Raw genomic sequence first — 25,789 nt, 5'->3', positions numbered from 1 at the left:
CGCTTGATATCATCACCGTGTATTTGGATTGATAGGTTTAATCGTATTAGTTAGAGTTGTCGTAGTTGAATTGTCTGAAAAGTGATGTTTTTTAGCTTTACTTTGCCAGCGTTTCAATCATGTAGTGGTTGATGGTGTCCTTGATTTCTTCAAGGTGATCAGATTGAGTAGATGCACGGAGTTCTTCTTCAGTAGCGTCCAGAACAGTTGGTTCAATGCTCTTGAAGTCTTCCTTGCCTTCTTCAATCCGCTTGCCAAGACCTTCGTCCCAGCTAGCGTAACGCTTCTTCAGGATGTCGTCTAAGAAGCCGTCTTCCTTCATAGCGGCAGCAACCCGCAGACCTGCGGCAAAGCTGTCCATACCAACAATGTGGCTGTAGAAGAGGTCTTCTGGCTTGAAGGAAGTCCGACGTGGCTTAGCATCAAAGTTCAGACCACCGCGAGGACCGATGCTGCCGTTTTCAACAACTTCCCACATAGCAGCAGTAGTTTCGTACAGGTTGGATGGGAATTCATCAATATCCCAACCGATCAGCTTGTCACCCTGGTTGGCATCCAGAGAACCAAGCAGGCCAGCTTCACGAGCAACCCGAATTTCGTGCTGGTAAGTGTGACCAGCCAGGTTAGCGTGGTTACCTTCAAGGTTCAGCTTGAAGTCCTTGTCCAGACCGTATTCACGCATGAAGTTGATCGTCGTTGCGGCGTCAAAGTCGTACTGGTGAGTAGTTGGTTCCTTCGGCTTTGGTTCAAGCAGCATCTGTGCATCGAAGCCAATCTCGTTAGCGTAGTCCTTAGCCATGTGGAAGAACTTAGCGATGTGTGATTGTTCACGCTTCATTTCGGTGTTCCAAAGTGATTCGTAACCTTCACGACCACCCCAGAAGACATAGTTCTCAGAGCCAACCCGCTTACCAATTTCCAGGCTGTGCTTTAATTGAGCACATGCGTAAGCGTAAATCTTAGCAGAAGGAGCCGTGCCTGCACCTTCAAGGAACCGTGGGTCAGTGAAGAGGTTTGAAGTGTTCCAAAGAACCTTCATGCCGCTGTCCTTTTGATATTCAACTATCTTGTCAACAACCTTGTCCAAGTTCTTGTTGGTTTCACGAAGAGTGTCGCCTTGTGGAGCCAGGTCACGATCGTGGAAGCACAGGAAGTTAACGCCTAACTTCTTGTAGAATTCAAATGCGTAGTCAACCTTGGCCAAAGCTTGGTCCATTGGATCAGTGTACTTGTCGTATGGACGCATTGCAGTTCCGTCACCGAATGGGTCAACCAGCCGTTGATCAAATGTGTGCCAGTAAGCAACGGCGAACCGCAGCCAATCCTTCATCTTCTTGCCCAAGATTACTTCATCTGGGTTGTAGTATTGATAGAACAAGCCCGACTTAAGACCCTTGTGAGGTCCTTCGTACTTAATGTCATTAATGCCTTGCCATAAATCAGCCATAGTTAGTAGCCTCCTGAAAAGATTTAGTTTGTATAAACAACTAACTTACGACTCTTAATATACTCCCTTTTTCTGATTTGTAAACCCTTTCTTACGATTTTGTGCAGAAAAAAACAAGTTTCTTTGCTAAGAAAATAATCTCTACATATAGTATGCCCCGCTATTTACTAACCCGGGAATCTCAATCGTAATTAATGGGCATTTCATTAATATGAAAAGCTGCTGGCCCAATCGCATTATTTCCCTCTTGTGAGCGTCGCCATTAATCCGTGATGTGGAGCCAATCTTTTAGAGTGGTCAAGGCCACATTTAGCGATCACAGTCATTTTTTAGCAAAAATTTTATCCTCAGCCATCCCTTGGCCCAGCTGGCTTTCAGCGTTCCCATGCTCAACTTTTATCAAGAAATTTAACTGAAGCGCTTTCAATTTTATTATTTTATGTTATTATAATGATGTTAGTTGGTAAGATAAACCAACACAACAACGTATAGGCAACTAACTTCACCCATTTGACTTACATTCATTCTTATACTTTAAGGAGATTAAATATCATGAAGCATAAACTTTCTTCCGGGTGGATTTACTTCTTTGCCGCCCTTGGTGGACTGCTATTCGGTTACGATACTGGTTCAATCTCTGGTGCCATTCTTTTTATCGAAAAGCAATTATCCCTTAACTCCTGGCAACAGGGTTGTGTCGTATCTGCAGTTCTTTTAGGTGCCATTCTTGGTGCCGTAACCATTGGACCTTTCTCAGACCGTTATGGTCGGCGGAAGTTACTGATGGTTACTTCCATTATTTTCTTCGTCGGTGCTTTAGGTTCCGGTTTTGCTCCCGAATTCTGGACACTGATTATCTTCCGGATCATCTTAGGTTTAGGTGTCGGGGCCGCTTCTGCCTTGATTCCAACCTACCTGGCCGAATTAGCACCAGTTGCTAAGCGTGGGATGATGTCCGGGCTCTTCCAGCTGATGGTTATGACCGGTCTTCTGACGGCTTACCTCTTCAACTACTGGCTGCAAGGTCTCTACTCCGGCTGGCGTTGGATGTTAGGTTTAGCTGCCATCCCAGCTGCTATCCTGTTCTTCGGTGCAATTATCCTGCCAGAATCTCCTCGTTACCTGGTTCGGAACAACAACGAACAGGCCGCTCATGACGTTCTGATGGCCATGAACGCTAACGACAAAGAGGTTGTTGACAACGATATCGAAAAGATTCGTCAACAGGCTGCCATCAAGTCTGGTGGTTGGAGCGAACTGTTTGGTGACATGGTTCGTCCTGCCCTGGTTGCCGCCGTTGGTCTGGCAATCTTCCAGCAGATCATGGGTTGTAACACCGTGCTCTACTACGCACCAACCATCTTTACTGACGCCGGGTTCGGTGTTCACTTCGCACTGCTGTCACACATTTGGATTGGGATTTTCAACGTTATCGTTACTGTCATCGGTATCTGGCTGATGAACCGGGTTAGCCGGCGGAAGATGCTGGTTGTCGGTGGTTGGCTGATGGCCATCACTCTGTTCATCATGTGCTGGGGTCTGATGCACTCCAGTGAATCCAAGTTTGCTGCCGATGTTGCCGTTATCTCAATGGTTGTTTACATTGCTTCATTCTCCGGTACCTGGGGCCCAATCATGTGGACTATGATCGGTGAAATGTTCCCACTGAACATTCGTGGTTTAGGGAACTCCTTCTCCGCTGGTGTCAACTGGACTGCCAACATGATCGTTTCCCTGACCTTCCCACCACTGCTGAGCTTCTTCGGTAAGGGGACCCTGTTTATCGGTTACGGTGTCTGCTGCCTGCTCGCCATCTGGTTCGTTCACGCCAAGGTCTTCGAAACCCAAGGCAAGTCCCTGGAAGCGATCGAACAATGGCTGCGTGACCAAGCTGCCAAGAAGAAGGCTGCTAAGGCTGCCAAGAACTAATGGCAATTTGATACATGCTTAAATTAGGGATCTAATTACCCCCTTTCCCCCTCATAAAAAAATTACGGGTGAGAAAACTCAACTTTGCGACTGAGTTTTCCCGCCCGTTTTTTGTGTCCAAGTAAAAATGCTGCCGGAGATGCTTCCCCGACAGCATTAATCATTTAACCAATATTTTCCGTCTCCTGCGGCTTCTTCAAGCGGAGCCAGTAGCCCTGCAGGCCAAGGCCGTGATGAATCGCCATCGAGCTGGCCCCGAGCAAGGAGGCGTAGCGCGAACCCTGCACCATTCGAATCGGCGAAAAGGCTCCCATCTTGACCAGTTCCTGCTGAAGGTTGTCAAAGACTCCCGGCAATTCCTCAAAGATCGAGGAACTGAAGAAAACCTCTTGGGGGCCAAGCGTGACGATGGCGTTGTAAGCCACGTCGGCGATCCGCTGAATGGCCGTATCGACGATCTTGCGGGCCTCGTCATCGTTAATGTACAGCTCCCGCAACTCGTCGTGGCTCAATTTCTTCAGTCCTTTGGCCGCCATGACCTGGTTGAAGATGACGTCCTCTGAGCACAGGGACTCCACCTTGACCTGACTGCCATCCGGCAGGCGGGTCAGGTCACGACCAATTTCGCCGGCGGTTCCGAGATTGCCGCGATAAAGGCTCCCGGCGGTGATGATTCCCATCCCGATCCCCCGGTGAACACTGATCGCAATCAGGTTGTTGATTTCACTGCCCGTGCAGTAGTCTTGCTCAAAGACGGCGGTCAGGTTCGCCTCGTTTTCCAGGACGACCGGAACATCAAATTCCTGCTCAAAGTACTTCCGCAAATCGACGCCATTGAGGTGCAGGAATGGCGAATCCCGCACCTCGTTGTTGAAGACGATCCCGTGAACGGAAAAACAGATTGCCAGCAGGCCATGGCGCGTCTGGTTGACCTTCTGCAGCTCGTTGATCTTTTGCTTGATCATCTGCATGATGTTGAGGATGTCAAACTCGGCGATCTCCTGGCGATCATACTGGATAATCTCACCATTAGTATAGTTAAACATCGATGCTAGGTAGGTCGTCCCGACGTTGAAGCTGGCGACAAAGCCGTAATTGCGGTTGAGCTTGATCATGCTGGGCTTGCGACCACCATTGCTCGACGATTCACCCTGCCGAATCTCTTCAATGTAGCCCTCTTCCTTCAGGTCCGAATAGATCGAGGAGACGGTCGACTTGTTGAGATTCAGCCGGCGCGCGATTTCGGCCCGGGAAATCTCGTCGTTATTGAAGAGCTGCTGGAGAACCAGCTTCCGATTCTTAATTCGCGTCATGTTACGGTGGTCAATTGCCATGTAGTTTTCCTTCTTTATCAGTTTTAACTAGTTATAATTATTATAACATGGTGGATAGACCAATCAACTTAAACTTATAGGGTGATTAGCGGGTCAGCGTATCTGCTTGTTTAGACCGCTTAAGCAGATTGGCGCAAAATCCGCCATTCCAAGTATAACCACACGAGTGCCAGGAAGAATGAGTAGGCCGCCGACAGCCAAACCACGTATTGCAGGAAGGCCCAGCCCACAAAAGCCTTAACGATCCAGAGGCAAATGGTGAGAACCAGCCAGACGGCCAGGTGCTCCTGGACCCGGTCACGATTCTTCTTCAGTTTTTCCTTCATCTTCACAGCCCCTTAGTAAAAAAGCCGTTGACCAATCCCGATCAGCGGCTTTTGATTCATCTTAGTTGTTCTTTTCCATCTCTGCCCGCAGCTTGTCGCCGACCTCTTCGTAGCCCGGCTTGCCCAGCAGGCCAAACATGTTGACCTTGTAGGCTTCGACGCCCGGCTGGTTGAATGGGTTGATCCCGTTCAGGTAGCCGGAGATGCCCATGGCCACTTCAAAGAAGTAGATCAAATAGCCCAGGGTGTACTCGTTCTCTTCTGGAATGTGAACGGTCATGACTGGGACGCCACCGGCCGTGTGGGCGGCAACAACGGCTTCGTAGGCCTTAGTGTTGGCGAAGTCCATCGTCTTGCCTTCCAGGTACTTGAGGCCGTCGAGGTTGTCGTCCTCGCTCGGGATGTCGACGTCGAAGTTTGGCTTGTCAAGCTTGACCACGGTCTCCATCAGGAAGCGCCGGCCCTCCTGGATGTACTGACCCAGGGAGTGCAGGTCAGTCGTGAAGTTAGCGCTGGATGGGTAGATGCCCTTTTGATCCTTCCCTTCGGATTCGCCAGCCAGCTGCTTCCACCATTCGGCGAACATCCGCATGTTTGGCTCGTAGTTTTCCAGCAGCTCGGTTTCGTAGCCCTTCCGGTACAGGATGTTCCGGTAGGCAGCGTACTGGTAGGCTTCGTTCTTGGTCAGGTCAGGGTCAACGAAGTCCTTTTCGGCCTGGGCGGCACCGGCCATCAGCTGGTCAATGTCGGCACCGGAAGCGGCGATTGGCAGTAAACCAACGGCGGAGAGGACGGAGTAACGACCGCCGACCCCATCCGGAATGACGAAGCTTTCATAACCGTGAGCGTCGGCCTCGGTCTTCAGGGCCCCCTTGGCCTTGTCGGTCGTGGCGTAGATCCGCTTGTTGGCTTCTTCCTCGCCGTACTTGGCGATCAGCTTGTCCTTGAAGATCCGGAAGGCAATGGATGGTTCCGTGGTCGTCCCGGACTTGGAGACGATGTTGACGGAGAAGTCCTTGTCGCCGATCAGCTGGAGCAGATCGTGGACGTAGGTCGAACTCAGGGAGTTCCCGGCAAAGATGACCAGTGGGTACTTGCGATCCTCAGCGCTCTGGGCCTGGTAGAAGGTGTTGTGCAGGAAATCAATTGCCATCTGGGCACCCAGGTAGGAGCCCCCGATCCCAATCACAACCAGGATGTCGGAGTCGGATTGGATCTTCTTGGCAGCCTGCTTGATGCGGGCAAATTCTTCCTTGTCGTATTCGGTCGGCAGATGGAGCCAGTCGCGGAAGTCCGCGCCGGCACCGGTGCCCTGACGAAGTTCTTCGTCGGCGGCGTTGACCATTGCCTGCATCTCACCGAGTTCGTTTGCGTGTACAAATTGCTTTAAGCCTTGCTTGTCTAATGAAACATGAGCCATATCAAATAACTTCTTTCTATTAATTGTTATTTATTAACACACCCTAAATGATAGCGGATTCCAGGGGGGCTTGCAATTAAAATTGGGCAAAATTAGCCGTTTTGTTCGGATTATGAACCCCAACTTCAAACTAAAAAAGCTCACCAGCAGCGGTGAACTTTTTTGTCTCCCTAATTATTGCATCTGACCATCATCATTAAAGGTGTAGGTCTTGCCGTTAATGGTTTGGGTACCGGTGACCATCCAGGCATTCGTTGGGTCAAAGTAGTACCAGTGGCCATTGATCCACTGCCAGCCCTTCAAGGCCCAGGCGTTGTTGTTGTCGAAGTAGTACCAGTGACCGTTGATCTTCTGCCAGCCCTTCAGTGCCCAAGCATTGTCGTTATCAAAGTAGTACCAGTTGCCGTTCAGATATTGCCAACCGGTCTCTGCCCAAGCGTTGGTTGGGTCGAAGTAGTACCAATTGCCGTTGAGCTTTTGCCAGCCGGTTACTGCCCAGACATTAGTCGGGTCGAAGTAGTACCAGCGACCGTTAATCCTGTCCCAACCTGTGTACGCTAATGGGATAGCTTCACCACCATCACTAAAGTGGTACCAACGACCGTTGATCTTCTGCCAATCAGTAGCGAGAACCCCGTTTGATTTCGCATAAGCCCAAGCGCCATCGAGATTAACCCACTTATTCGTTACATAATGACCATTTGCATCAAAATAATAAGCATCTTCACCTGTAGCTCCTGCTACTTCATTAGCATACATATAAGGGCCTTTGTAGTTATTGTCGCCAAGCCATACGTAATCACCGAATAGGTACCAGGAACCGTTGACCTTCTGCCAGCCACTTGCTAACGTACCATTCGAGTAAGCATAGCACCATTTTTTGGCGACCTGATCCCAGATCCAACCATTCGTCTGATAGTGACCATTGTTATCGAAGTAGTAAGAATCAGCTTTTGCTCGTTTTTCAGGATCCGTGCCAAAGTATGCAGTGTAAGCCCCATTCTGGACCATGACACCGTTTTGGTCAAAGAGGTACCAAGAACCGTTAATCTGTTGCCAGCCGTTCTTGGCCTGAGTGCCGTCACTCTTGTAGTATACCCACGTACCATTGCTGTTCTGTGACCAACCAGTGTTAGCGGCCTGGGCATTAGAAACCGTCACCGTCTCCTGAGCCGGAGCTGTTGTTGCTTCACTAGTTGTTGCTGTAGTAGCAGTCTCGTTAGTAGTAGCCTGCGTTTGCGCTGTCTGTTGATCAGTCGTCGCAACGACCTGCTGATCGATGGTTGCCACCGCATTGCTGTCATCAGCGTGGGCATTCGTTATCCCAGCTGCGCCAAGCGTAATTCCAGCTAAGACGCTTAATGAGACTAGCCATCCTTTACGTAATTTCATCAAAAGTCCCTCCCAAAAGTTTGATAGTACAATTTAATTATAAAGGGTTTTCATTATCAAAAACCTTTCTGGGACTAATTCGGCCATTTTCTTACGCTGACTTAAAAACGCGACAGTTCACTGAAAAAGACTGCTGACGCCACTGACGTCAACAGTCTTTTTTCAACTTTTCCAATTATTCTTGCAGCTGACCATCGCTATTGAAGGTGTAGGTCTTACCGTTGATGGTCTGGGTACCCGTGACCATCCAAGCATTCGTTGGATCGAAGTAGTACCAGGAACCATTGATCTTCTGCCAGCCCTTCAGTGCCCAGGCATTGTTGTTATCGAAGTAGTACCAGTGACCGTTGATCCACTGCCAGCCAGTCTCTGCCCAAGCGTTATTCCAGTCAAAGTAGTACCAATTGCCATTCAAGTACTGCCAACCGGTATCTCCCCAAGCATTCGTTGGGTCGAAGTAGTACCAACGGTTGTTAATCTTTTGCCAGCCAGTAGCTGCTGCCGGGCCATTACCCGCGTAAGTACCATCTACTAATTGATAGTCCTCAGAGTTCACAAAGTAATACCAGCGGCCATTGATCTTCTGCCAGCCAGTGGCTAGGATCCCATTTGCCTGTGCATAGTGCCACGAACCATCTAGGTCTGACTTTACCCACTGATTAGTCTGGTAATGGCCGTTCGCATCAAAAGAGTAGTAGTTACCTTTTTGATCTCCATGGATCTGGTTAAAGGCCATCGCTGGGCCGCCCTTCAGGTTAATAAAAAAGTACCAGGACCCGTTAATCTTTTGCCAGCCAGTAACTAATCGCCCGTCTGGTCTGGCGTAAGTCCAATAGCCGTCCTTTATATTAATCCAACCATTAGTTAAATAATGGCCATTTGCATCAAAGTAGTAGTAACTATTTAGGAATTCTTTCGTATTGTCAGAAAAAGAGGTAGCACATTCTCCATTGGCAGCCATGTAAGTGCCACTAAAGAAGTACCATTGGCCATCGATCATTTGCCAGCCATCACTGATTGGAGTACCGTTTTGCAAATATTGCCAGAAGCCATATTCGTTTTGAACCCAGCCGTTCGTCGAAGCTTTCGGCGTCGAGACCGTCACATTGCTCTGGTCGCTGGCCGTGGCCTGCTGATCAGTGGTCGTCGTAGCTGCCTCGTCATTGGTAGCCGCCTGGTTAGTGGCTGCCTGGTTGGCATTGCTGTCGTTAGCTGTTGCCGTCGTGGTGTCCTGCGTCGTTGTAGCATTCGTTACCACTTGACTGGTGCTGACAGATGCCGCACCGTTGTCGTCAGCGTGTGCATTAGCCAGGCTAGCAGAACCCAGCGTAATCCCGGCCAGCACACTTAATGAAACCAGCCATCCCTTGTGTAATCGCATTATCAAATTCCTCCCAAAAACTTAATATTACAATTCTAAGTATAAAAATTTTGCTATCTGCTGACATAGATTTCTGACTTTTTCTTCATTTTCATGGTTTTGGGTGAAAAACTCCCCCGCTTGCTGAAAATTGTTGGTTGTTTCTCACAACTCACCAATTGCAATTAGCTGAAATGATTTACCATTAGTTGAAAAAGTTAGCCGTCTTTTTCAGCGTTTCTTCACAAATTCTCCCAACCTAATACCAAAGCAATCGTTCCCTCCCTTAGATATGATATATTCGAATGGGGTATTATTTGGGAGGTTATGCATCATGCTAAATATCTTTATCCTGGAAGATGACAGGCGACAATTAACATACTTGCAGCGAATGATTCAACAAATTAGCAGGCAGTTTCATCTTCAGGGTGTGGACTTGCTTTTTTTTCAAAGCATTGAAGAGATTCGGGCCGCCCTGCCACGTCCAAGTAAGGAGAACGTCTTCATTCTTGACCTCGAGATCAATGGGGACAAGAATGCCGGCCTGAAGTTTAGCCAAACCATCCGGGTCCATGACCAACTAGCGTCAATCATTTTTATTACCGTTCACGATGAGATGGTCTACACAACCTATAAGTACCGGGTCAGTGCGCTGGATTTCATCGCCAAGGACCGGGGCAACGTTTACGAGGAGCTCACCGCCGACTTGCGAACAATAATCCGCAAGAACACGCGCCAGGCCAACCGGGAGTTCTTCACCTACAAGTCCTATACCGACCTGTTGAAGATGCCCCTGGACAACATCTGTTACTTCGCCTCCAACAGCGCCAATTCCCATTCCAGCATGATGCACACGGCGGATGGACAGTCGATCCAGGTCAATTACAACCTCCACGAAATCGAAAAACTGGATAACCACTTCTTCCGGGCCCACCGCAGCTACCTGATTAATCCGCAGCAGGTCAAAAAGATCGACTTCTTCCACCACACCATTGAATTTTTCAACGGTGACACCTGTCCGGTTTCGCGGCGCCACGAAAAGAAACTACTGGGCTTGATCAAAAAAAGTGATTAGGAGACTGAAAATCCTAATCACTTTTTTCTACCATTAGTCAAGCCCCACAAGGAATTTGATTTAGAATTAGTTGTTGAGATGGTCTGAAGGGTATTCATTCAAAGAAGCTTAGGAGTTTAAGGGTATACTAAATAAGCCCATGGCCTTGGTTATTTTGACCATTGGCTGTAAAATGAATCATGACCTAATTTTAGCGATTTATATGGGTTTTAGAATAATCGTAAAACTGGTCATTTTTTACAAGATGATACATCGTACGGATTAGGCGATGTATTGCACTAATGGCAATCTTTTTCGTTTGTGGCGAAGAGGATTGCTTTTTTCTTTTTTGATAAAAGTCCCCAATGTGGTTGGGGTGGTAATGAGAAGCGATTACACAATTCAGAACGGCTTTGTATAGGAGTTTACGCGCAATTGCGTTACCACGCTTGCTAATCGTATCTTTTGCCACAAACTTACCGGATTCATAATGTCGAAAATCAATTCCAACGAATGCATTCATAGCGTTACTGCTCTTGAAACGTCGAATATCACCAAATTCCGCAATCAAGGTCACTACAGTGGTTTCACCAAACCCGGGAATACTAATGAGGTTTTGAAATTCTGGCAACTCCTTAGCGATCGCTACCATTTGCTCAATTAAAGCTGCTTTTTGCTGGTTACCATCAATCAACTGTTGGGCATAGTAACAAAGTTCCATAACCTTGGGAGAATCAGCTGTTACGGCTGGATAAGCTTGCTTGCTTAATCCCACCAGACGGTGGGCAATTCGTTGAAGATAAACGCTGGTAACTTTCTTTTTTGAAACACTGGCTAAAAAGGTAATTATCTGTTTTTCGCTTTCTAAGAGCACAAACGATGGGTGGGCATAATGTACTACAATTTGCCAGTAAAATTCACCGTCAGTAACGCTGAGCAGTTGCTCAAGCTCAGGGAAAGTTAGCTGAAGAATCTTATGTAATCGGTTTTTCAGCCGAACCACGTCATTAGTAACGTTTTGATAAAAGCGGTTGAGATCCCGCAAGTTTTGGTAGACCGGTGCTTCTGGGGAGGTCAAACGGTGATGTCGATAAAAACTACTATAAGCAAGGTTCTGTGCATCATTAACGTCTGTTTTATTGTAGCGGAAACTGGTTAACTCAATTCGGGCCTGCAAGGGATTCAGTCGTACAAATTGGTAGCCGTTATCAGTCAAGAATCGTTCGAGCCGTCGAGAATACACTCCAGTGGCTTCAAAGACCACTTCGGGGTCGGTGTAGGCATCTAGGGCAGCTTTTAACTGATTGAACCCCACCATATCCAAACTCAGTTTGGCCTCGTCTACTAAGTGTTCATTAACTACCACCGCAACGTTACAAGTTTTACTGCTAACATCAATTCCAAACACACAACGCATTAATATCATCTCCTGTATGAAGTTCAATTCTTTTAAGGGTAATTATTCCAATTTTCAATACACGACCTAAGAGCCAACAGACTTCGAACGAAATAGGGATACCCGATGAAGTTGCCAGTTTAGTTCACGACCTCATGGGTCAAAAAAGCCTTCGACATGTCAACTTCATCACTACTTTAACAAAAAAGTAGCGAAATCAATCACCCCGTCGAGCAATTGATTTCGCTACTAATGTTAGTCTGTTTAGTTAACGTGGTAAGATGGGACGTTGACTATTTTTTATCTTGATAGGTGGTTTATAAATGTTTCTTGTAAAGACTTTATCAGCAATGCTGGCATCCTTTGGTGGGAACTATGTCGGTATCTTTTTAGGCTTCATTCTCCAACCGCTCATCGCGGCCTTTGGGATCTACAAAGTTTTCAGTCTTCTGACTAACATTCGGATCCCCTGGTGGTTTTGGATCCTGACCTCATTTTTCTATTTGTTTGTCCCGGCTTCGCTGGTGCTCATTATCCTGGCAACCTTCGTCATTGCGCTGCTCATCTACTTTATCGTTGCCAAGCGCCACATTAGCTTTACCTACATCGCCAGCAACTTCATCTTTGTTATGGCAATTTATGAATTTACGACGGGAATCCTCGGCCCAACCGTTACGGCCATCTATGGTGCTTTCTCGCCGAGTACCGTGATCGCCTTCAATAATTATGGTGCGGACGTGATCATCATTATTGAATTGCTCCTGACCTACCTCTTTGTCAAGAAGTTTAAGGATAGCTTTGACCGATATTCAACCATGATCATCCGGCAGCGCCCACTGCTTGCCTGGCTATTCAATCTCTATTTACTTTCGTTTAACATTTTTCGCTTTGGCTTTCACAGCCAGTTTCTCCACATCAACACGTTCACCTTCGTCTGCATCGGGATTCTCTACTACCTCCTGACCGTTGCCTTCGTCAAAATCGCGGCAAATTATTTCTACTACCGCGGACTCGCGCTTAGCCAGGCAACGGAACTGACCAACCTGCAGACCTACACCAGTCACATCGAGGAGATGTACGATGACCTGCGGCGTTTTCGTCACGACTACAAGAACCTCCTTCTCAGCTTAAACGATGCCGTTCACGACGGCACGATTGAGGAAGTCCGCCAGATCTTCGACCACGTCGTTTTGCCGACCAATTCCAACGTCGAAATTCGGACGGCGGTGCTTGGTCACCTCGCCAACATCAAGGACTTGGAGATCAAGAGTCTGGTCTACAGCAAGGTGATGGCGGCCATGGATAAGCAAATTGACGTCACCATCGAGGTGGTCGAGCCGATCACGTTGGTGAAGGCCATCAACATCACTGACGCCTTGCGAATGATCTCGATTCTCTTCGACAATGCCATCAACGCGGCCGCCCAGTCCGTAGAAAAGAAGATTAGCTTTAGCTACTTTAACAAGGACCAGGAGCAGCTGATCGTGATCGGCAACTCAACGAAGGACGAGCGCGTCGATCTCAACCAGTTAAACGGTCACTTCACTGGTCTCACTACCAGCCGGCATTCGCTTGGCCTGCGAAACCTGCGGATGATCTTGAACAAGTACCCGTTGATCGCCCACAATACCAAGTCCGCCAATCACTGGCTCGAACAAGTACTGATTATTCATCATTAGAAAAAAAGCCGAGAAGCGCGGGAGATTTCCCGCCTTCTCGGCTTCTTTATTAGTCCGTATTGGTTCCAATTGAGATGATCTTGGCGTAACCCTTCTGCATCGTCTTGCCCGGCCCGGTAAATTCAGCAGGGTGAATTTTAGCATCAGGACCGAAGCTGTCGGTCATCGCGGCATTCTTCTTCTTCAGCTGTATCTGAATGCTGATTTTTTTGGGACCGGTAAAGACGGTATTTCTGTATCCCGCCTTGATGAGGTAGTGACGATGCGTCCGATAGAGCTTGTCAATGTGACCAATCTCAATATTCTTAAGCTTCGCCGCCCCGGTCTTGTTGCAGCCAACGTAGGCCGCCTGAAATTCGTCGTCCTTAGGGTCAACGTGCTCATTCACCACAAAGTATTCGGTGAACCGGTAGCGGTGATTCTGATCGTAGCAGACTACCTTCGCTCCAATATAGTGACTTGAAAGCTGGGTTTGCTGAGCACAATAGACCGCGAAAATTAAGAAAATGATGATAATTAAAACGTTTAAAAGCATCGTCAGCCGCTGATTGGTCTTCCGCGGCGCAATTTCCAGTACTACTTGATGCGGCTGTCCATTCAGCTTGGTGTGGCAGACCGGACACTCCTTGGTCCCCAGCGCACAGACCTTGCCGCACTGCGGGCAGACCAGTGCCAGCGTCCCCGGCAGCTTGGCCCCACAGTTTTGGCAAAAAATGTTGCCATCATCGTTTTTCGTATTGCACTTTGGACAAATTTTCATTACTCTTGCAAGTTCCCCTATTATTAGTAAATCAAGTATAACATTGCTGGGGCCCAGCATTCGCGATTGAATGCTGGGCCCCAAACGGTCACTTTAATATTCAACTCTAGGCAAAAATGGTTCCAATACTACCGAGCACAATCAGGATGATTCCACCAATGGTGAAGCCCATCTCGCGTGCCGTCTTTTGTTCGTGCAGGACGAGGACACCCCCGAGCGTCGCGATGATGACGTTCATCTGGGTGAAGACGAAGGCCACGGTAACACCAAGGGCCCGACCGGCGAAGATGTAGGCCAGGGCCGCGATCCCCCATGACAGACCACCGAAGATGTTTAAGTACTGCTCCTTCTGCTTGAAGGCGTAGGCGTGGCCGGAAGCGATCGTGTAGATCACAGAACCCAGCAGGATCCCCAGCATTTCTGGGAGGAAGACCCCGAGTGCGTCCTCATGGCTGACAACCGGCATCTTTGGAAAGGCCGAGTAGACCCAGTAACCAATCGTCGTGACCAGCAGGAAGAGGAAGTTCTGCATCGTCACCTTCTTACCGCTCTTGCCGTCGGAAACGGAGGTCATCAGCGCACCAATGATCACGACCAGCAGAGCGATGAACCCAATCGTCAGGGCCCGGGCACCACGCCATTCGCCGAAGATGATGACCCCGATCAGGGAGTTACCAACCAGCTGGAAAACAGTGGACAGTGGAATGGTGTTTGAAACCCCCATCCGCTTGAAGGACACGAACTGTCCGATCTGACCGATCGTCCACAGGGCCCCACAAAGGACCGAGAACCAGAAGCCAGTCGTGCTGACACTCGGGTGACCGACCAGGAAGGCAACGATCCCTACGATCGAGGCACCGGCACCGATTCCAAACATCTGATTAATCGTTGAACCACCGATCTTACCGGTGATCAGCGGCATGATCCCCCAGCCAAGGGCAGGGACCAGCGCAAGTAAATAAACCATAATACAATTCTCTCCTATCAATCAATACTACAAGAAAATAATTTAGCACAATGCAAACGTTTACGCAAGCGCTTTCCATTCGTTAATAATTGAGCAATGTATTCTGGTTACTTAAAAATAGCGGTTTTGGGCTTCTTTATTTTTTGGACTGTGGTTGTTGAGCACTGCCTCCGTGCGGTGCATGGTCACGGTCCGGGAAGAAGATGGTAAAGGTGGTTCCCTTTCCCTGGGTGCTCTGCACGTCGATCTTGCCACCATGCAGGTGGACCAGCTGGTGGACAATCGCCAGGCCGAGGCCGGATTCACCGTACTTAGTGTTCATCCGGGACCGGTCGGCCTTGTAGTAGCGCTCCCAGATGTTGGCGAGCTGGTCCTTGGTCATCCCAATTCCGTTATCGGCGACTACAAAGCGACTGCCCGTCTCCTCCAGTCGGCCGCTAATCTTAATCGTCCCGTTCTGGGTAAACTGGATGGCATTCTGGATGATGTTAAACATGATCTGGACGAAGCGGTCGTAGTCGGCGTAAACCCGGAGATCACTCGGCACGTCCAACGACAGCTGGTCGCCCTGGGCCGTAGCCTTCTTCTCCAGCTGCTCCTTGAGGTTGGTCAGGACGGCCGCGGCATCGAATACCTTCCGCTCCATCGAGATTTGATTGGTCCGGATCTTCTCGTAGTCCAGGTTATCGTTGACCAGGCGGATCAGGCGCTTGGTTTCGTTTTGCATCAGCTGAATGCTGTGTTTCTTGTCCTCTTCCGGGATCACGTCATATTCCAGGCCCTCGAGGATTCCGTTGATGGTCGTCAGCGGCGTCCGCATCTCGTGAGCCGCGTCGGCCATGAACTGCCGCCGCCGTTCCTCCTGGTGGCGAATCTCCTTTTGCGAGGCGTTCAGCGACCGGGTCATCGTGTTAAAGCTTTGCGCCAGGTCGGACACCTCGTCCTTCCCGGTCGTAGCCACCTGAACGTCGTAGTTGCCCTTGGCGACCTCGTGAGTGGCGGCCCGCAGGCGTTCAATTCGCCTGGTGATCGACCGGGCCAAGAAGTAGCTGACCACCAGGGTGAGCAGGGCAGCGATCACGAAGGCCACCAATAGGTTAAGGATGATCTGGCGCATGTTCTCCCTAATCGTCGAAATGAAGGTGGCGATCGAAACCACTGCCACCAGCTTGCCATGATAGAAGTAGGGCTTCAGGACCTCGGTAATCTGGGGCTTGGATGTATCGGCAACCCGGTGACTAATCTTGGCCATGGTCTCCCGGGTACAAATGATTTTGCCATCTTTTAACTTGCGCCACTGCGCCTTGGTGATGGTCGGGGTAAAACCGTTGCTGGCGTAAATCCGCTGTTGGGTAGCGTCATACATGGCAAAGTGGACGTTCTGCCGCGTCAAAAGATTGGCATTGGTCTGGAGCGACCGGGTGGCAAAGCCGATAAACTGCTTGTTGACCGGATCGTAGCGGATCGAGTCCTGAACCAGGCTGTCGGCGTAGTTTTTCATTTGGTTCCACGTATTGTGGTAGAGCGTATTGTTGGTTACCTGAACAAATGAGATGCTGAGGATTGCGAGCAAGACAATGATGATCGTAAAAAAGGTCAGCATCAAACGATACATTAATTTCATGACTCAGGTCCTATTCCTCTTCGTCATCGAACTTGTAGCCGACACCCCAGACAGTCTTGATTACCTGGGGGCCAACCTTCTCCAGTTTTTGCCGCAGCTTCTTGATGTGGGCATCCACCGTCCGCTCATCCCCGTAGTATTCGTAGTCCCAGACGAGCTGGAGCAATTGCGAACGGGTAAAGACCTGCCGTGGCTTCGATGCCAGGGTCTTTAACAGGTCAAATTCCTTGGGCGTCAGGTCACTGACCGGCTGGTCGAAGAGGTAGACCTCCCGCGTTTTCGTGTTCATCTTGAAGTGTTCGGTTTCGATGTCAAAGCCACTGGTGGTCGTCGTCTGCTGCTGGCTGAGCTTGGCGAGCTGGGTGCGCCGGTAGAGGGCCTTCATCCGGGCAATCAGGGTAATCGGGCTGAAGGGCTTGGTGACGTAATCGTCGGCCCCAATCTCAAGGCCCAACACCTGGTCGCTTTCGGTGTCCCTGGCCGTCAGCATAATCAGTGGAACCGTTGGCGAGATCCGGCGAATATCGGCCGCCACCTGCATCCCATCCTTTTTCGGCAGGTTGAGGTCAAGCAAGATGATGTCCCACTTGTCGGGCGTGGCCGAAAACTTGTCTTCGGCCGCAACGCCATCATAGGCGAATTCATAGTCCCAGTTATTCTTTTTGAAGAACATCGCCATCATCTCGCAGACGGAGTGGTTATCCTCAATCATTAGAATATTCATGTGATCGCACTTCCTAACTTTAAAAAATTGCGCATTTTCTTTAGTTTAACATTCCCGAAGCACCAGCGCGCACCTTGCGAATAAGAAGTCATCATTCTTTCACATTTGACATCATCCAGCGCGTGCATGGCTAGGTATTAGGTTTAAGCATTACAACTCTGTGGAGCAATCGGCTATAATGAAAGTGATTACAGAAAGGGGACCTTTTTATGAAATCTGCTGTATTTGCCAAGAAGGGCGAGATGAAGCTGGTCGACATTGACAAGCCAACTGTCCAAGCCCCAGATGACGTCATTATCAAGGTCGTTCGGACCTGCGTCTGCGGTTCCGATCTCTGGAACTTCCGGGGAATCAATCCGCTGGAGCCGAATGAGGAAAACTCCGGTCACGAGGCCATCGGGATTGTCGAAGAGGTCGGATCAGACATCACCACGGTCAAGCCGGGTGACTTCGTAATTGCCCCATTCACCCACGGTTGCGGCCACTGTTCCGCCTGCCGGGCCGGCTTTGACGGTTCCTGCCTGAGTCACAGTGACAATTTCAGCAACGGCGTTCAGGCCGAATATATTCGTTTCCAGCATGGTCAGTGGGCCCTGGTCAAGATTCCTGGCCAGCCAAGCGACTACAGTGAAGGGATGCTCAAGTCCCTGCTGACGCTGGCCGACGTCATGGCCACTGGTTACCACGCCGCCCGGGTTGCCAACGTCGGCGCGGGCGACACGGTCGTCGTCATGGGTGACGGTGCCGTTGGTCTCTGTGCCATCATTGCCGCCAAGCTGCGGGGCGCCAAGAAGATCATTTCCACCAGTCGGCACGCCGATCGCCAGGCCCTGGCCAAGGAATTCGGTGCCACCGACAACGTTGCCGAACGTGGTGACGAGGCCGTCAAACAGATCATGGAGCTGACCAACGGCGACGGTGCCGACGCCGTCCTGGAATGTGTCGGGACGGAGCAGTCGACCGACACCGCCATGAAGGTTGGTCGGCCGGGTGCCATCGTGGGCCGGGTTGGCCTGCCGCACACGCCAAAGCAGGACATGACCACCCCATTCTACAAGAACACGATTGTTGCCGGTGGTCCCGCATCCGTCACCACCTACGACAAGGAAGTCCTGCTCAAGGCCGTCCTGGACGGTGAAATCAATCCTGGCAAGGTCTTCACCAAGAGCTTTAGCTTGGACGACATCGACGCCGCCTACAAGGGCATGGACGAGCGTCAGGTCATCAAGTCCTACGTGGTCGTTGCCGACTAGAAATTAAATGCAATTTACCTAAAAAGGAGCCGTGCGATTGGGCATGGCTCCTTTTTTGTATCAAAATAAAATCTAGCCTAATTGCTGCAATAGCATAGATAGATTGGCAGACACTAAAAAAGGATGAACTAACTGACGTCCATCCCCTTCTAATTTTGTCTCAATAACTTAATACTGATCAAAATTAATATTGTTTTCGTCCCCTACATATGTATATAATATAGGTAGCCCCTAAGGAAAGGGGGTGGTTACCATGAACGGAAAGGGCGAAAACAAAAAGCGTTCGGTCAAAGCATACTCGGTTGAGTTTAGCTTGGTGCCCTTACGCTTTAAGCTAGTAGTTATTTTTGATTAGTGGTTAACCCACCACCCAAAGGTTGACTCGCCAAAGTCAACAACCTTTGGGGCTTTTTATATGTATATTATAGCATTTAAAAACGAGGTTGAGAATATGAGGCGTTTCAAATACCAGTCAAAAAATAAGCACGTTACTATTGCATTAGATGTTTACAATCCCCGTGAAGTTATGGGGATAATTAAGCAAGACGTTCATAAATTCAATGAGTGGCGACACACTCCTAAGAACAAACGCCGCAAGCTAATAGAATTCAAAATTGAAAGGAAGTAGCAACATGGCAATGACTGAAGCCCAACACCGGGCAATTAACAAATACCGCCGAAAAAACAAGGCCCGTACTCAATACATCAACCGTAAATCAGTAGCTAAGAACTTTATTTTAAAAGACGCCACAGAAGACGATCTAACAATGCTATTGGACTGTATCAGGCAACGACAACATGAATTAAGCAACTAGACAGCCGACTATTACGTTGGTTGTCTTTTTGTTTAATTTGGTACAATTTGTTGCAAAAACAAAAACCTAAATTTCAAGAATAAGTTAGCCACTGGACTCAAATAAATAATACTGACCAATTGATTATTGGTTGATGGAGCTGTGATATCTCTTGGTAGAAGGCCTTACGATAGATATCCATTGACGAATGTCCATTAAACATAGCTCGTGGATAGTGATTCATCCAATCATTAGTCGCTATGATCTGAGCACTACTATAGTTATTTATAGCTTCACCTTTGGTAATCTCCTTGCGGAGAAACCGGTTATTGATCTCATTGGATCCACGTTCCCAAGGGGAATACGGATCAGCATAGAAAACATGATCGTGAACTTGTGTTAACTCACTAAATTCTGAACCGTTGTCAGAGGTTATTGTCTTAAAAATGCGATAGTAAGCATCTGTGCCCATTTTCTGGCGCAAATTTATAAAGAACTGATTTACTGCATGCGCAGTTTTACCAGCAATTTTACTCGTGATATTAACTCGTGAAAGGCGATCAGTCATTACTAGTACAACACTGTCATTACCGTTTTTCTGTCCCTGAACTGTATCCAGTTCCCAATGGCCAATTTCGGACCGTTGGTCCGCAGTTTGAGGTCGTTGAGCAATATTAGGCCCTAAGCACCTTTTAGCTTGCGGATGAGTTTGATGATGCTTACGTTTAGGTTTTTCAAAGAGGTCTAAATTGGACGTACGAAGCACACCCTCATTAATCCATTGATATAAAGTTACAACCGACTTTGGGATCAGGGTGCCATCATTCATTAAATCTCGAGCCTTATAAATAACCGCTTGTGGGGAGTAATGGTGGTCGTCAAACTCACCAAGCATTAGCTGATCAGCTAATCGTAAAAATTGCTTTGAAGAATAATATAAGCGACGACGACCAGAATGGCGGTGATGTTCAAGATATGTGGCCTGACCAGCTTCATAACTATAGATGTAGTAAGAATATTCGTAAATCTTACCATTAGATTTTTGACGACGAAGTTGGCGGACCGTACCACGGTTGAGCTCGTTATTAATTGTTTGATGATTAACTCCTAATTGGCGACCAATTGCGCGATTGGAAAGTCCTTGCGACTTTAAAGTCGCAATCATCACACGTTCTTCTTTAGTAAGATGAGCATTCTTTTTATGAGTAGTCAATAAAATAGTAGACATGGTATCATTTAAGTGCGTCATTTGACGGACATCCTTTCATATAGGTTTGGTTCACTTAATATGATACCTGATGTCACGCCGAATGGCGTTTTTTATTTACCACCAACTGGGTGGCTAACTTCATTCTATAATCTACCGCAAAAACAAAAATGCCTTTATATCAACGTTTTGCGATGATATAAAGGCACTCAAAATGCTAAAAATGGAGACGACGGGAGTCGAACCCGTGTCCAAGCATATCGCCATTTCGACCTCTACGTTCGTATCTCAGCTATTTAAGCTTCACTAGTCAAAACGCCGCTGATCAGGGCAACCATGGCTAGCTAGCTTGAAAATCTCTTCTGACAATCTCAAGCGGCGACGGCCAGCGTAGTCCACTAAATATGAAACCCGTTACCGCATCATGGACGAACCCGGAACGGATTTACGCATGCTACTTGTTAGGCAGCAAGAGCGTAAGCGTTTGAATTATTGTTTGCAGTTATAATTTGAAAACTGAGCGTTTTTACGAAGACGCAACCTTCGAAACGCAGTCGAAACTCGACCTATACCTGTCGAATCCAAGAACGTCCCCAGATACAATTAATAGTTTACCATACCCCGCCTCGCTTGGATAGCAAAAAGCACTCCCAATCGGAAGTGCTTTCATTGTTCTCAGATTAAATTAGTACCAGCCATTGGCCTGCCAGAACTGCTGAGCAGCAGTCCAGGAACCGTAACGACTAGCAACGTATTGATCAGCCACCTTTTCCTGGTTAGCGGCGGAGTAGTCACCACCCAGGTAGGAAGCGGAAAGCTGGTACTTACCAACGTATTGACCATTCATTGCACTGTAGCTGCCGCCGGATTCGCGGTTGGCAATCCAGGCCTTAGCAGCCGCTTCACTGCCACTAACAGTTGAGCTGGCATTATTATTCGTTGTCGTGGTGCTCGTCGTGGTCGTCGTTGCGGCCGGGGCGCTCGTGCTCTGCCCGCCTTGGTGACTGCCACTCTTGATAACCAGGCGTTGGCCAACGCTGATCTGGTTGATGTTAGAGATGTGGTTATCCTTGGCAATGGAATTAACCAGGCTGTTGTCCTGTGCAAACTTGTAAGAAATGCTTGAAAGCGTGTCACCGCTCTTCACCGTGTAAACGGAGTCGGCGTTGGCAACCGACGTCGCTGCCGCAACCCCAAGGGTCATGGCACCAAGAGTCGTTGCGGCCTTCATAAAGTTTTTCTTAGAAATCATAAATTAACAACCATCCTTTTTAATTCGTTTCGTTTTGACTGTCTTTATGATACACAACCAACGTTACCGGCCAGTAACAATTCCTTCGCAAATGAATTACATTTTTCGACAAAATGTAACAGTTCCTTCACATTTTAATAATTTAGTGACAAAAAAACCGCTGCCAAACAAATTGGCAACGGTGATTGCTTATTTATTTCAAAAGATCGGCAAAGTAGCGTTCACAATACGTTGCCACCCCATCATCGTCGTTTGAATCGGTCAGTGCCGTTGCGGCCGCCTTAACCTCTGGCAAGCCATTGGCCATAACGATCCCCTGAGCCGCGTCCTGGATCATTTCCAGGTCGTTGTCGGCATCCCCGAAGCTCATCAGGTTGCTAAAGTCTTCGCCGAAGTGGTCAAGCAGCGCCTTCAGACCAACGCTCTTGTTAACGTGCTGGGGCAGAAACTCCATGATCATTGCCTGGGACTGAACCGCATGGTAATGTTCCTTCAGCTCATCCGGCAGATCGGCAATGATCGGGGCCAGGCGTTCGGCCGGGATCGCCATGACCGCCTTGCTGTAGGTCGTTTCCGGCAAGTCCGCCAGCTTCGTATCACGGAATTCGATGTTCTTGAGAACTGAACGGTAAATGGAGCCCGGCTGATCGGTCAGTTCGTAGACCCGGTCGAAGTCGAGAACATCCAGCGGAATCTTTTCCCGCTGCACAAAGTCAAACAGCGGCTGCAGGTCCGCCTTCTGCATCCCCAACTCGAAAAGGTGCTCCTTGGTGACGTTGTTGACCACCAGTCCCCCATTGAAGGTGATCGTGTAATCATCGGGCCGGGTCAAGCCGAGCTGTTCAATCAATGGCCAGATGGCGTTGATCGGCCGGCCGGTGCACAGGACGACGTGGATGCCTCGCTCATGCAGCTTTTTCAAGACCGCTTCGTTGCGCTGGGAAATCTCCTTTTCACTGTTGAGCAGCGTGTTGTCAAGGTCCAAAGCAATCATCTTAATCATTCTTCTCTTCATCCTTTCGGTTCAAGTCATTCTCCGGCTGAATTACCTGGTGGTTAAATTCGTCCAGTAGCTGCAGGAGCTTCCTTCCGCGTTCCTCACCATAAATCCGCACCCACTTGGCAAAGCGCTGATTGATGCGCGACTCGATGGCATGGGCCACCCGGCAGCCGGCCGGCGTCGCCACCAGCGAAACCTTCCGCCGGTCCTCCTGGTCCCGTTCCTGCGAAACGTAATCGTGCTTGATCAGCACCCGAAGCTGGCGCGAGACGGCACTGCGCGTTACCTGCCGCCGGGCGGCGATGTCCATCAGCTTCGTCCCCGGATGCGCCACAATCTCCTGCAGGATCAGGTACTGTTCAAAGGACAGCGAATACTGCGCCGCCGGCTGGGAAACGACGTGCTCCAGCCGCTTTAGTGCTGACAGGTAGATATTAATTGCCTGATTCAACAGGTCATCGTTTGCGGTCATGCTATTTCCCCTTCTGATCGGCCAGGATCGACTTGGCAATCAAGCGGGCGTAGTTGATGTTCCCCTGCTCACCCATGTGCACATTGTCCTTGCCAAACCAATCACTGTGATTCTCACTGGCACCGTACCAATCTACCACGTGAACGTTGCTATACTGCTTGCCCGCAGCGTTGATCTCATCGTTAACCGTCTGTTGCCATGGCTTTGTCGGAACGTGAGCCGTTAGCCAATAAATTTGCCGATTGGGGCCGATCTCGTGCACAATGTCGTCAATCGTTTGCTGACTCATCGAGCCGTTGGTTCCCAGGTTCAGCACCACGATCTGATTCAAGTGCCCCTGCTTATCCAGCTGCTTAATCACGTCCGGAGCAGCAGAGCCCTGCCGTCCCACCTGAGCATCAACGTAGGCTTGAGGCATCAGCTTTTGAATGCTGTCTGCCGCGTCGGCCATGACCGAGTCACCAATCGCCGTGATCTTAAGTTTCTGGGCCGCCTGGGCCTCGCTCGGCGTCAGTGCGTACTGCTTAACGTTGGCGGAGGTGTCGGTCTGAACTTTCTTCCCGGCCGCGATCGCCTGATTGTGCTTGCTGGCCTTCTTGTGACTCTTCTCAATCCGTTGCTGAACGGCCGTCTTCCGTGGTGCGTGATCCGGCTGGGCCATCCCAAAGACGGCAACCGCCAGAACGACGACGCTAGCCCCCAGCCGGGTCCACTGCTGCCAGGTCCGGTGTCCACTAAATAAATTCGACCAGTGCCAGTCCGCCAGCGGCCGTTCCCAAAAGCGATAGGACGCTTCACTGATCAGTAGAATAATGGTCACCTCAATAATCGAGTTAAGGACTGGATGCAGGCCAACCTTAACCAGGCGCTCGTAAAAGACCATTACCGGATACTGATAGACATAGATCCCGTAGGAACGCTGGCCGACCCAGTGAAAGACCGGATTAGAGAACCAGGCATTCATCCGTGAGCCGGGATGGAGAATCGTCGCAATCAGGATCGTCCCAATCAGACTGTAGAAAAACATCCCCCCGTGGTAGGTCAAAGCCGTTTGTCCATTGAGGGTGAAGAAGCCCACGACGGTAATGACTGCCATCGCAATGCCGACCGCGTTCAGGCCGTGCTGCAGCTTGATAGCGGGATGGGGGTTCAGGCGGTTCAGTGGCCACGCCAGCCCCAGCCAGGACCCCAGCAAAAGGGAGAAGGCCCGGGTATCGGTCCCGTAGTAAACCCGATTAACGTTCGCCGGATCGTACAGAATTGCCATTTCCACCGCCGAGGCAATTGCCAGCAGCAAAATCACCCGCCGAACCGTCTTTTTCTTCCGCAAGATCATAAAGAGCAAGGTGATGATCAGCGGCCAGAGCAGGTAGAACTGAGCCTCCACTCCCAGAGTCCATAGGTGGGTAAAGGGTGAGGCCCCGCCGAATTGGTCAAAATAGGATTGGCCGTGGCGAATCTCCCACCAGTTGTACACCCAGAGCAGGTTGGTCATCACGATCATCCGAATGTTGTGAAGCAAATCGTGGGCAAAGAGGGTGATGTAGGCAGTCGTCAAAAACAACATGGCGACCAGCACTGGATAAAGCCGCCGGAAGCGTTTGCGGTAGAAGTGCCAGATATCAATATGCTGCTGATCGTCCAGCTGACGACTAAATTGGTAGGTGACAAAATAACCCGAAATCAACAGAAAAAGGGGCACTCCCAGATAGCCACCCTGCAAGACGTTTGGCAATAAGTGGTAGATGATTACCCCTAAAACGGCGAGCGTCCGGAGCCCGTCGATTCCCGTAATGTATTGACGTTTTTCTCCAACCGGCTTCATTATATAGCGTATTCCTCCACGGCAGTTTCCTCAAAAGTACCTAAAAATAAGCCAGACAGCAAAAGTGCTACCGGCTCGTCTAACCGATATGGTTTTCCTTCAAAATGTCATTGACAACCTGATCCATCTCGGGCGTCCGCTTCCACTCTTCCCAGTGGTCCATCGACTCGTCCTGCATCACGTAATGCGAGTTGATGAAGTCCTCGTAGCGAATCACGTTCCTGGAATGGGGAATGTTTAGCTGCAGGATCCGTACTTCCTTGATGAAGCCCCGTTCGGCCGCCAATTCGGCGCGGCCGTTATGAACCATGTTGCCAATCTCGTAGTATTTGCTGCCGTCATTGCGGGTGATTTCCTCAATCAGGGTCAGCACTTGATGTTGTTTTTCCACGCAACTCATCCCTTTCAACATTAAACATTATAGCGACTTTAAACCAAAAAATCACCGTCTGGACGACGATGATTGGCATAAGAGAGAAAGAGAATTGATTAGAAGGTAAATACTTAATACCTTGCGACTATTATGATAGCGGTTTCAGAACGGAATGTCAATATTAATCGACAAACTTTTTAA

22 protein-coding genes and 1 other RNA gene are annotated in these 25,789 nt (G+C 49.2%); 5 read left to right on the top strand and 18 right to left on the bottom strand.

Annotated features, from left to right (window positions below; genetic code table 11):
- Positions 1 to 97: 97 nt before the first annotated feature.
- Positions 98 to 1,447, bottom strand: a complete 1,350-nt coding sequence (xylA, locus tag LKE23_RS10035) for a xylose isomerase (RefSeq protein ID WP_267201003.1) — start codon at positions 1,445 to 1,447, stop codon at positions 98 to 100.
- A 552-nt stretch (positions 1,448 to 1,999) separates the two neighbouring features.
- Between xylA and LKE23_RS10030 the strand changes: the two genes are divergently transcribed.
- On the top strand, positions 2,000 to 3,376 hold the full coding sequence (locus LKE23_RS10030) for a sugar porter family MFS transporter (RefSeq protein WP_291977211.1): 1,377 nt from the start codon (positions 2,000 to 2,002) through the stop codon (positions 3,374 to 3,376).
- A gap of 164 nt (positions 3,377 to 3,540) precedes the next feature.
- Here the strand turns inward: LKE23_RS10030 and LKE23_RS10025 are convergent, their stop codons facing one another.
- The 5 genes from LKE23_RS10025 to LKE23_RS10005 all read right to left on the bottom strand — a co-directional run bounded on the left by LKE23_RS10025 (position 3,541) and on the right by LKE23_RS10005 (position 9,229).
- The gene (locus LKE23_RS10025) at positions 3,541 to 4,710 is read right to left on the bottom strand and encodes an ROK family transcriptional regulator (RefSeq protein ID WP_291977210.1); all 1,170 of its coding nucleotides are present in this window, start codon (positions 4,708 to 4,710) and stop codon (positions 3,541 to 3,543) included.
- Positions 4,711 to 4,829: 119 nt separating this feature from the next.
- The gene (locus LKE23_RS10020) at positions 4,830 to 5,036 is read right to left on the bottom strand and encodes a hypothetical protein (protein ID WP_291977209.1); all 207 of its coding nucleotides are present in this window, start codon (positions 5,034 to 5,036) and stop codon (positions 4,830 to 4,832) included.
- 61 nt (positions 5,037 to 5,097) lie between these two features.
- Complete coding sequence (locus tag LKE23_RS10015; RefSeq protein ID WP_291977208.1) at positions 5,098 to 6,456, bottom strand: glucose-6-phosphate isomerase; 1,359 nt, start codon at positions 6,454 to 6,456, stop codon at positions 5,098 to 5,100.
- Positions 6,457 to 6,630: 174 nt separating this feature from the next.
- Positions 6,631 to 7,848: a hypothetical protein gene (locus LKE23_RS10010; RefSeq protein ID WP_291977207.1), complete on the bottom strand. Its 1,218-nt coding sequence runs from the start codon at positions 7,846 to 7,848 to the stop codon at positions 6,631 to 6,633.
- A gap of 175 nt (positions 7,849 to 8,023) precedes the next feature.
- Positions 8,024 to 9,229: a hypothetical protein gene (locus tag LKE23_RS10005; RefSeq protein WP_291977206.1), complete on the bottom strand. Its 1,206-nt coding sequence runs from the start codon at positions 9,227 to 9,229 to the stop codon at positions 8,024 to 8,026.
- A gap of 313 nt (positions 9,230 to 9,542) precedes the next feature.
- Between LKE23_RS10005 and LKE23_RS10000 the strand changes: the two genes are divergently transcribed.
- The gene (locus tag LKE23_RS10000) at positions 9,543 to 10,283 is read left to right on the top strand and encodes a LytR/AlgR family response regulator transcription factor (protein WP_291977205.1); all 741 of its coding nucleotides are present in this window, start codon (positions 9,543 to 9,545) and stop codon (positions 10,281 to 10,283) included.
- A 190-nt stretch (positions 10,284 to 10,473) separates the two neighbouring features.
- Here LKE23_RS10000 and LKE23_RS09995 read toward each other — a convergent pair whose 3' ends face one another.
- Complete coding sequence (locus LKE23_RS09995) at positions 10,474 to 11,679, bottom strand: IS110 family transposase (RefSeq protein ID WP_291977204.1); 1,206 nt, start codon at positions 11,677 to 11,679, stop codon at positions 10,474 to 10,476.
- 302 nt (positions 11,680 to 11,981) lie between these two features.
- Between LKE23_RS09995 and LKE23_RS09990 the strand changes: the two genes are divergently transcribed.
- Complete coding sequence (locus tag LKE23_RS09990; protein WP_291977203.1) at positions 11,982 to 13,337, top strand: GHKL domain-containing protein; 1,356 nt, start codon at positions 11,982 to 11,984, stop codon at positions 13,335 to 13,337.
- A gap of 49 nt (positions 13,338 to 13,386) precedes the next feature.
- Here LKE23_RS09990 and LKE23_RS09985 read toward each other — a convergent pair whose 3' ends face one another.
- From LKE23_RS09985 to LKE23_RS09970, 4 genes are all read right to left on the bottom strand, one after another.
- Positions 13,387 to 14,097 (bottom strand): zinc ribbon domain-containing protein, encoded by a 711-nt coding sequence (locus LKE23_RS09985; protein ID WP_291977202.1) that lies wholly within the window; start codon positions 14,095 to 14,097, stop codon positions 13,387 to 13,389.
- Between the two features lie 106 nt (positions 14,098 to 14,203).
- Complete coding sequence (locus LKE23_RS09980) at positions 14,204 to 15,064, bottom strand: GRP family sugar transporter (protein WP_291977201.1); 861 nt, start codon at positions 15,062 to 15,064, stop codon at positions 14,204 to 14,206.
- A gap of 136 nt (positions 15,065 to 15,200) precedes the next feature.
- A complete protein-coding gene (locus LKE23_RS09975; protein ID WP_291977200.1) occupies positions 15,201 to 16,688 on the bottom strand; it encodes a sensor histidine kinase in 1,488 nt (495 codons plus the stop codon).
- A gap of 10 nt (positions 16,689 to 16,698) precedes the next feature.
- The gene (locus tag LKE23_RS09970; RefSeq protein WP_291977199.1) at positions 16,699 to 17,412 is read right to left on the bottom strand and encodes a response regulator transcription factor; all 714 of its coding nucleotides are present in this window, start codon (positions 17,410 to 17,412) and stop codon (positions 16,699 to 16,701) included.
- A 209-nt stretch (positions 17,413 to 17,621) separates the two neighbouring features.
- Between LKE23_RS09970 and LKE23_RS09965 the strand changes: the two genes are divergently transcribed.
- Together LKE23_RS09965 and LKE23_RS09960 are read left to right on the top strand one after the other, a co-directional pair.
- Positions 17,622 to 18,665, top strand: coding sequence for a zinc-dependent alcohol dehydrogenase family protein (locus LKE23_RS09965; protein ID WP_291977198.1), 1,044 nt, complete (start codon positions 17,622 to 17,624; stop codon positions 18,663 to 18,665).
- Between the two features lie 632 nt (positions 18,666 to 19,297).
- Positions 19,298 to 19,480: a hypothetical protein gene (locus LKE23_RS09960; protein WP_291977197.1), complete on the top strand. Its 183-nt coding sequence runs from the start codon at positions 19,298 to 19,300 to the stop codon at positions 19,478 to 19,480.
- Between the two features lie 97 nt (positions 19,481 to 19,577).
- Here LKE23_RS09960 and LKE23_RS09955 read toward each other — a convergent pair whose 3' ends face one another.
- From LKE23_RS09955 to LKE23_RS09925, 7 genes are all read right to left on the bottom strand, one after another.
- Complete coding sequence (locus tag LKE23_RS09955; protein WP_291976173.1) at positions 19,578 to 20,708, bottom strand: IS30 family transposase; 1,131 nt, start codon at positions 20,706 to 20,708, stop codon at positions 19,578 to 19,580.
- A gap of 179 nt (positions 20,709 to 20,887) precedes the next feature.
- Positions 20,888 to 21,261, bottom strand: a transfer-messenger RNA (tmRNA) gene (gene ssrA / locus LKE23_RS09950).
- A 90-nt stretch (positions 21,262 to 21,351) separates the two neighbouring features.
- The gene (locus tag LKE23_RS09945; protein ID WP_291977195.1) at positions 21,352 to 21,918 is read right to left on the bottom strand and encodes a LysM peptidoglycan-binding domain-containing protein; all 567 of its coding nucleotides are present in this window, start codon (positions 21,916 to 21,918) and stop codon (positions 21,352 to 21,354) included.
- 193 nt (positions 21,919 to 22,111) lie between these two features.
- Positions 22,112 to 22,921 (bottom strand): Cof-type HAD-IIB family hydrolase, encoded by an 810-nt coding sequence (locus LKE23_RS09940; RefSeq protein WP_291977194.1) that lies wholly within the window; start codon positions 22,919 to 22,921, stop codon positions 22,112 to 22,114.
- A complete protein-coding gene (locus tag LKE23_RS09935; RefSeq protein WP_291977192.1) occupies positions 22,914 to 23,390 on the bottom strand; it encodes a MarR family winged helix-turn-helix transcriptional regulator in 477 nt (158 codons plus the stop codon). Before LKE23_RS09935 ends, LKE23_RS09940 begins: the two co-directional genes overlap by 8 nt.
- A 1-nt stretch (position 23,391) precedes the next feature.
- A complete protein-coding gene (locus tag LKE23_RS09930) occupies positions 23,392 to 25,215 on the bottom strand; it encodes an acyltransferase family protein (RefSeq protein WP_291978337.1) in 1,824 nt (607 codons plus the stop codon).
- A 79-nt stretch (positions 25,216 to 25,294) separates the two neighbouring features.
- On the bottom strand, positions 25,295 to 25,606 hold the full coding sequence (locus LKE23_RS09925) for a hypothetical protein (RefSeq protein ID WP_291977191.1): 312 nt from the start codon (positions 25,604 to 25,606) through the stop codon (positions 25,295 to 25,297).
- Positions 25,607 to 25,789: the final 183 nt, after the last annotated feature.

Origin of the sequence: Limosilactobacillus sp. (assembly GCF_022482365.1) — a bacterium.
In the GTDB taxonomy this organism is placed as follows: Bacteria; Bacillota; Bacilli; order Lactobacillales; family Lactobacillaceae; genus Limosilactobacillus.
The sequence above is the reverse complement of the archived record's forward strand: the minus strand, read 5'-3'. Positions and strand labels throughout refer to the sequence as shown.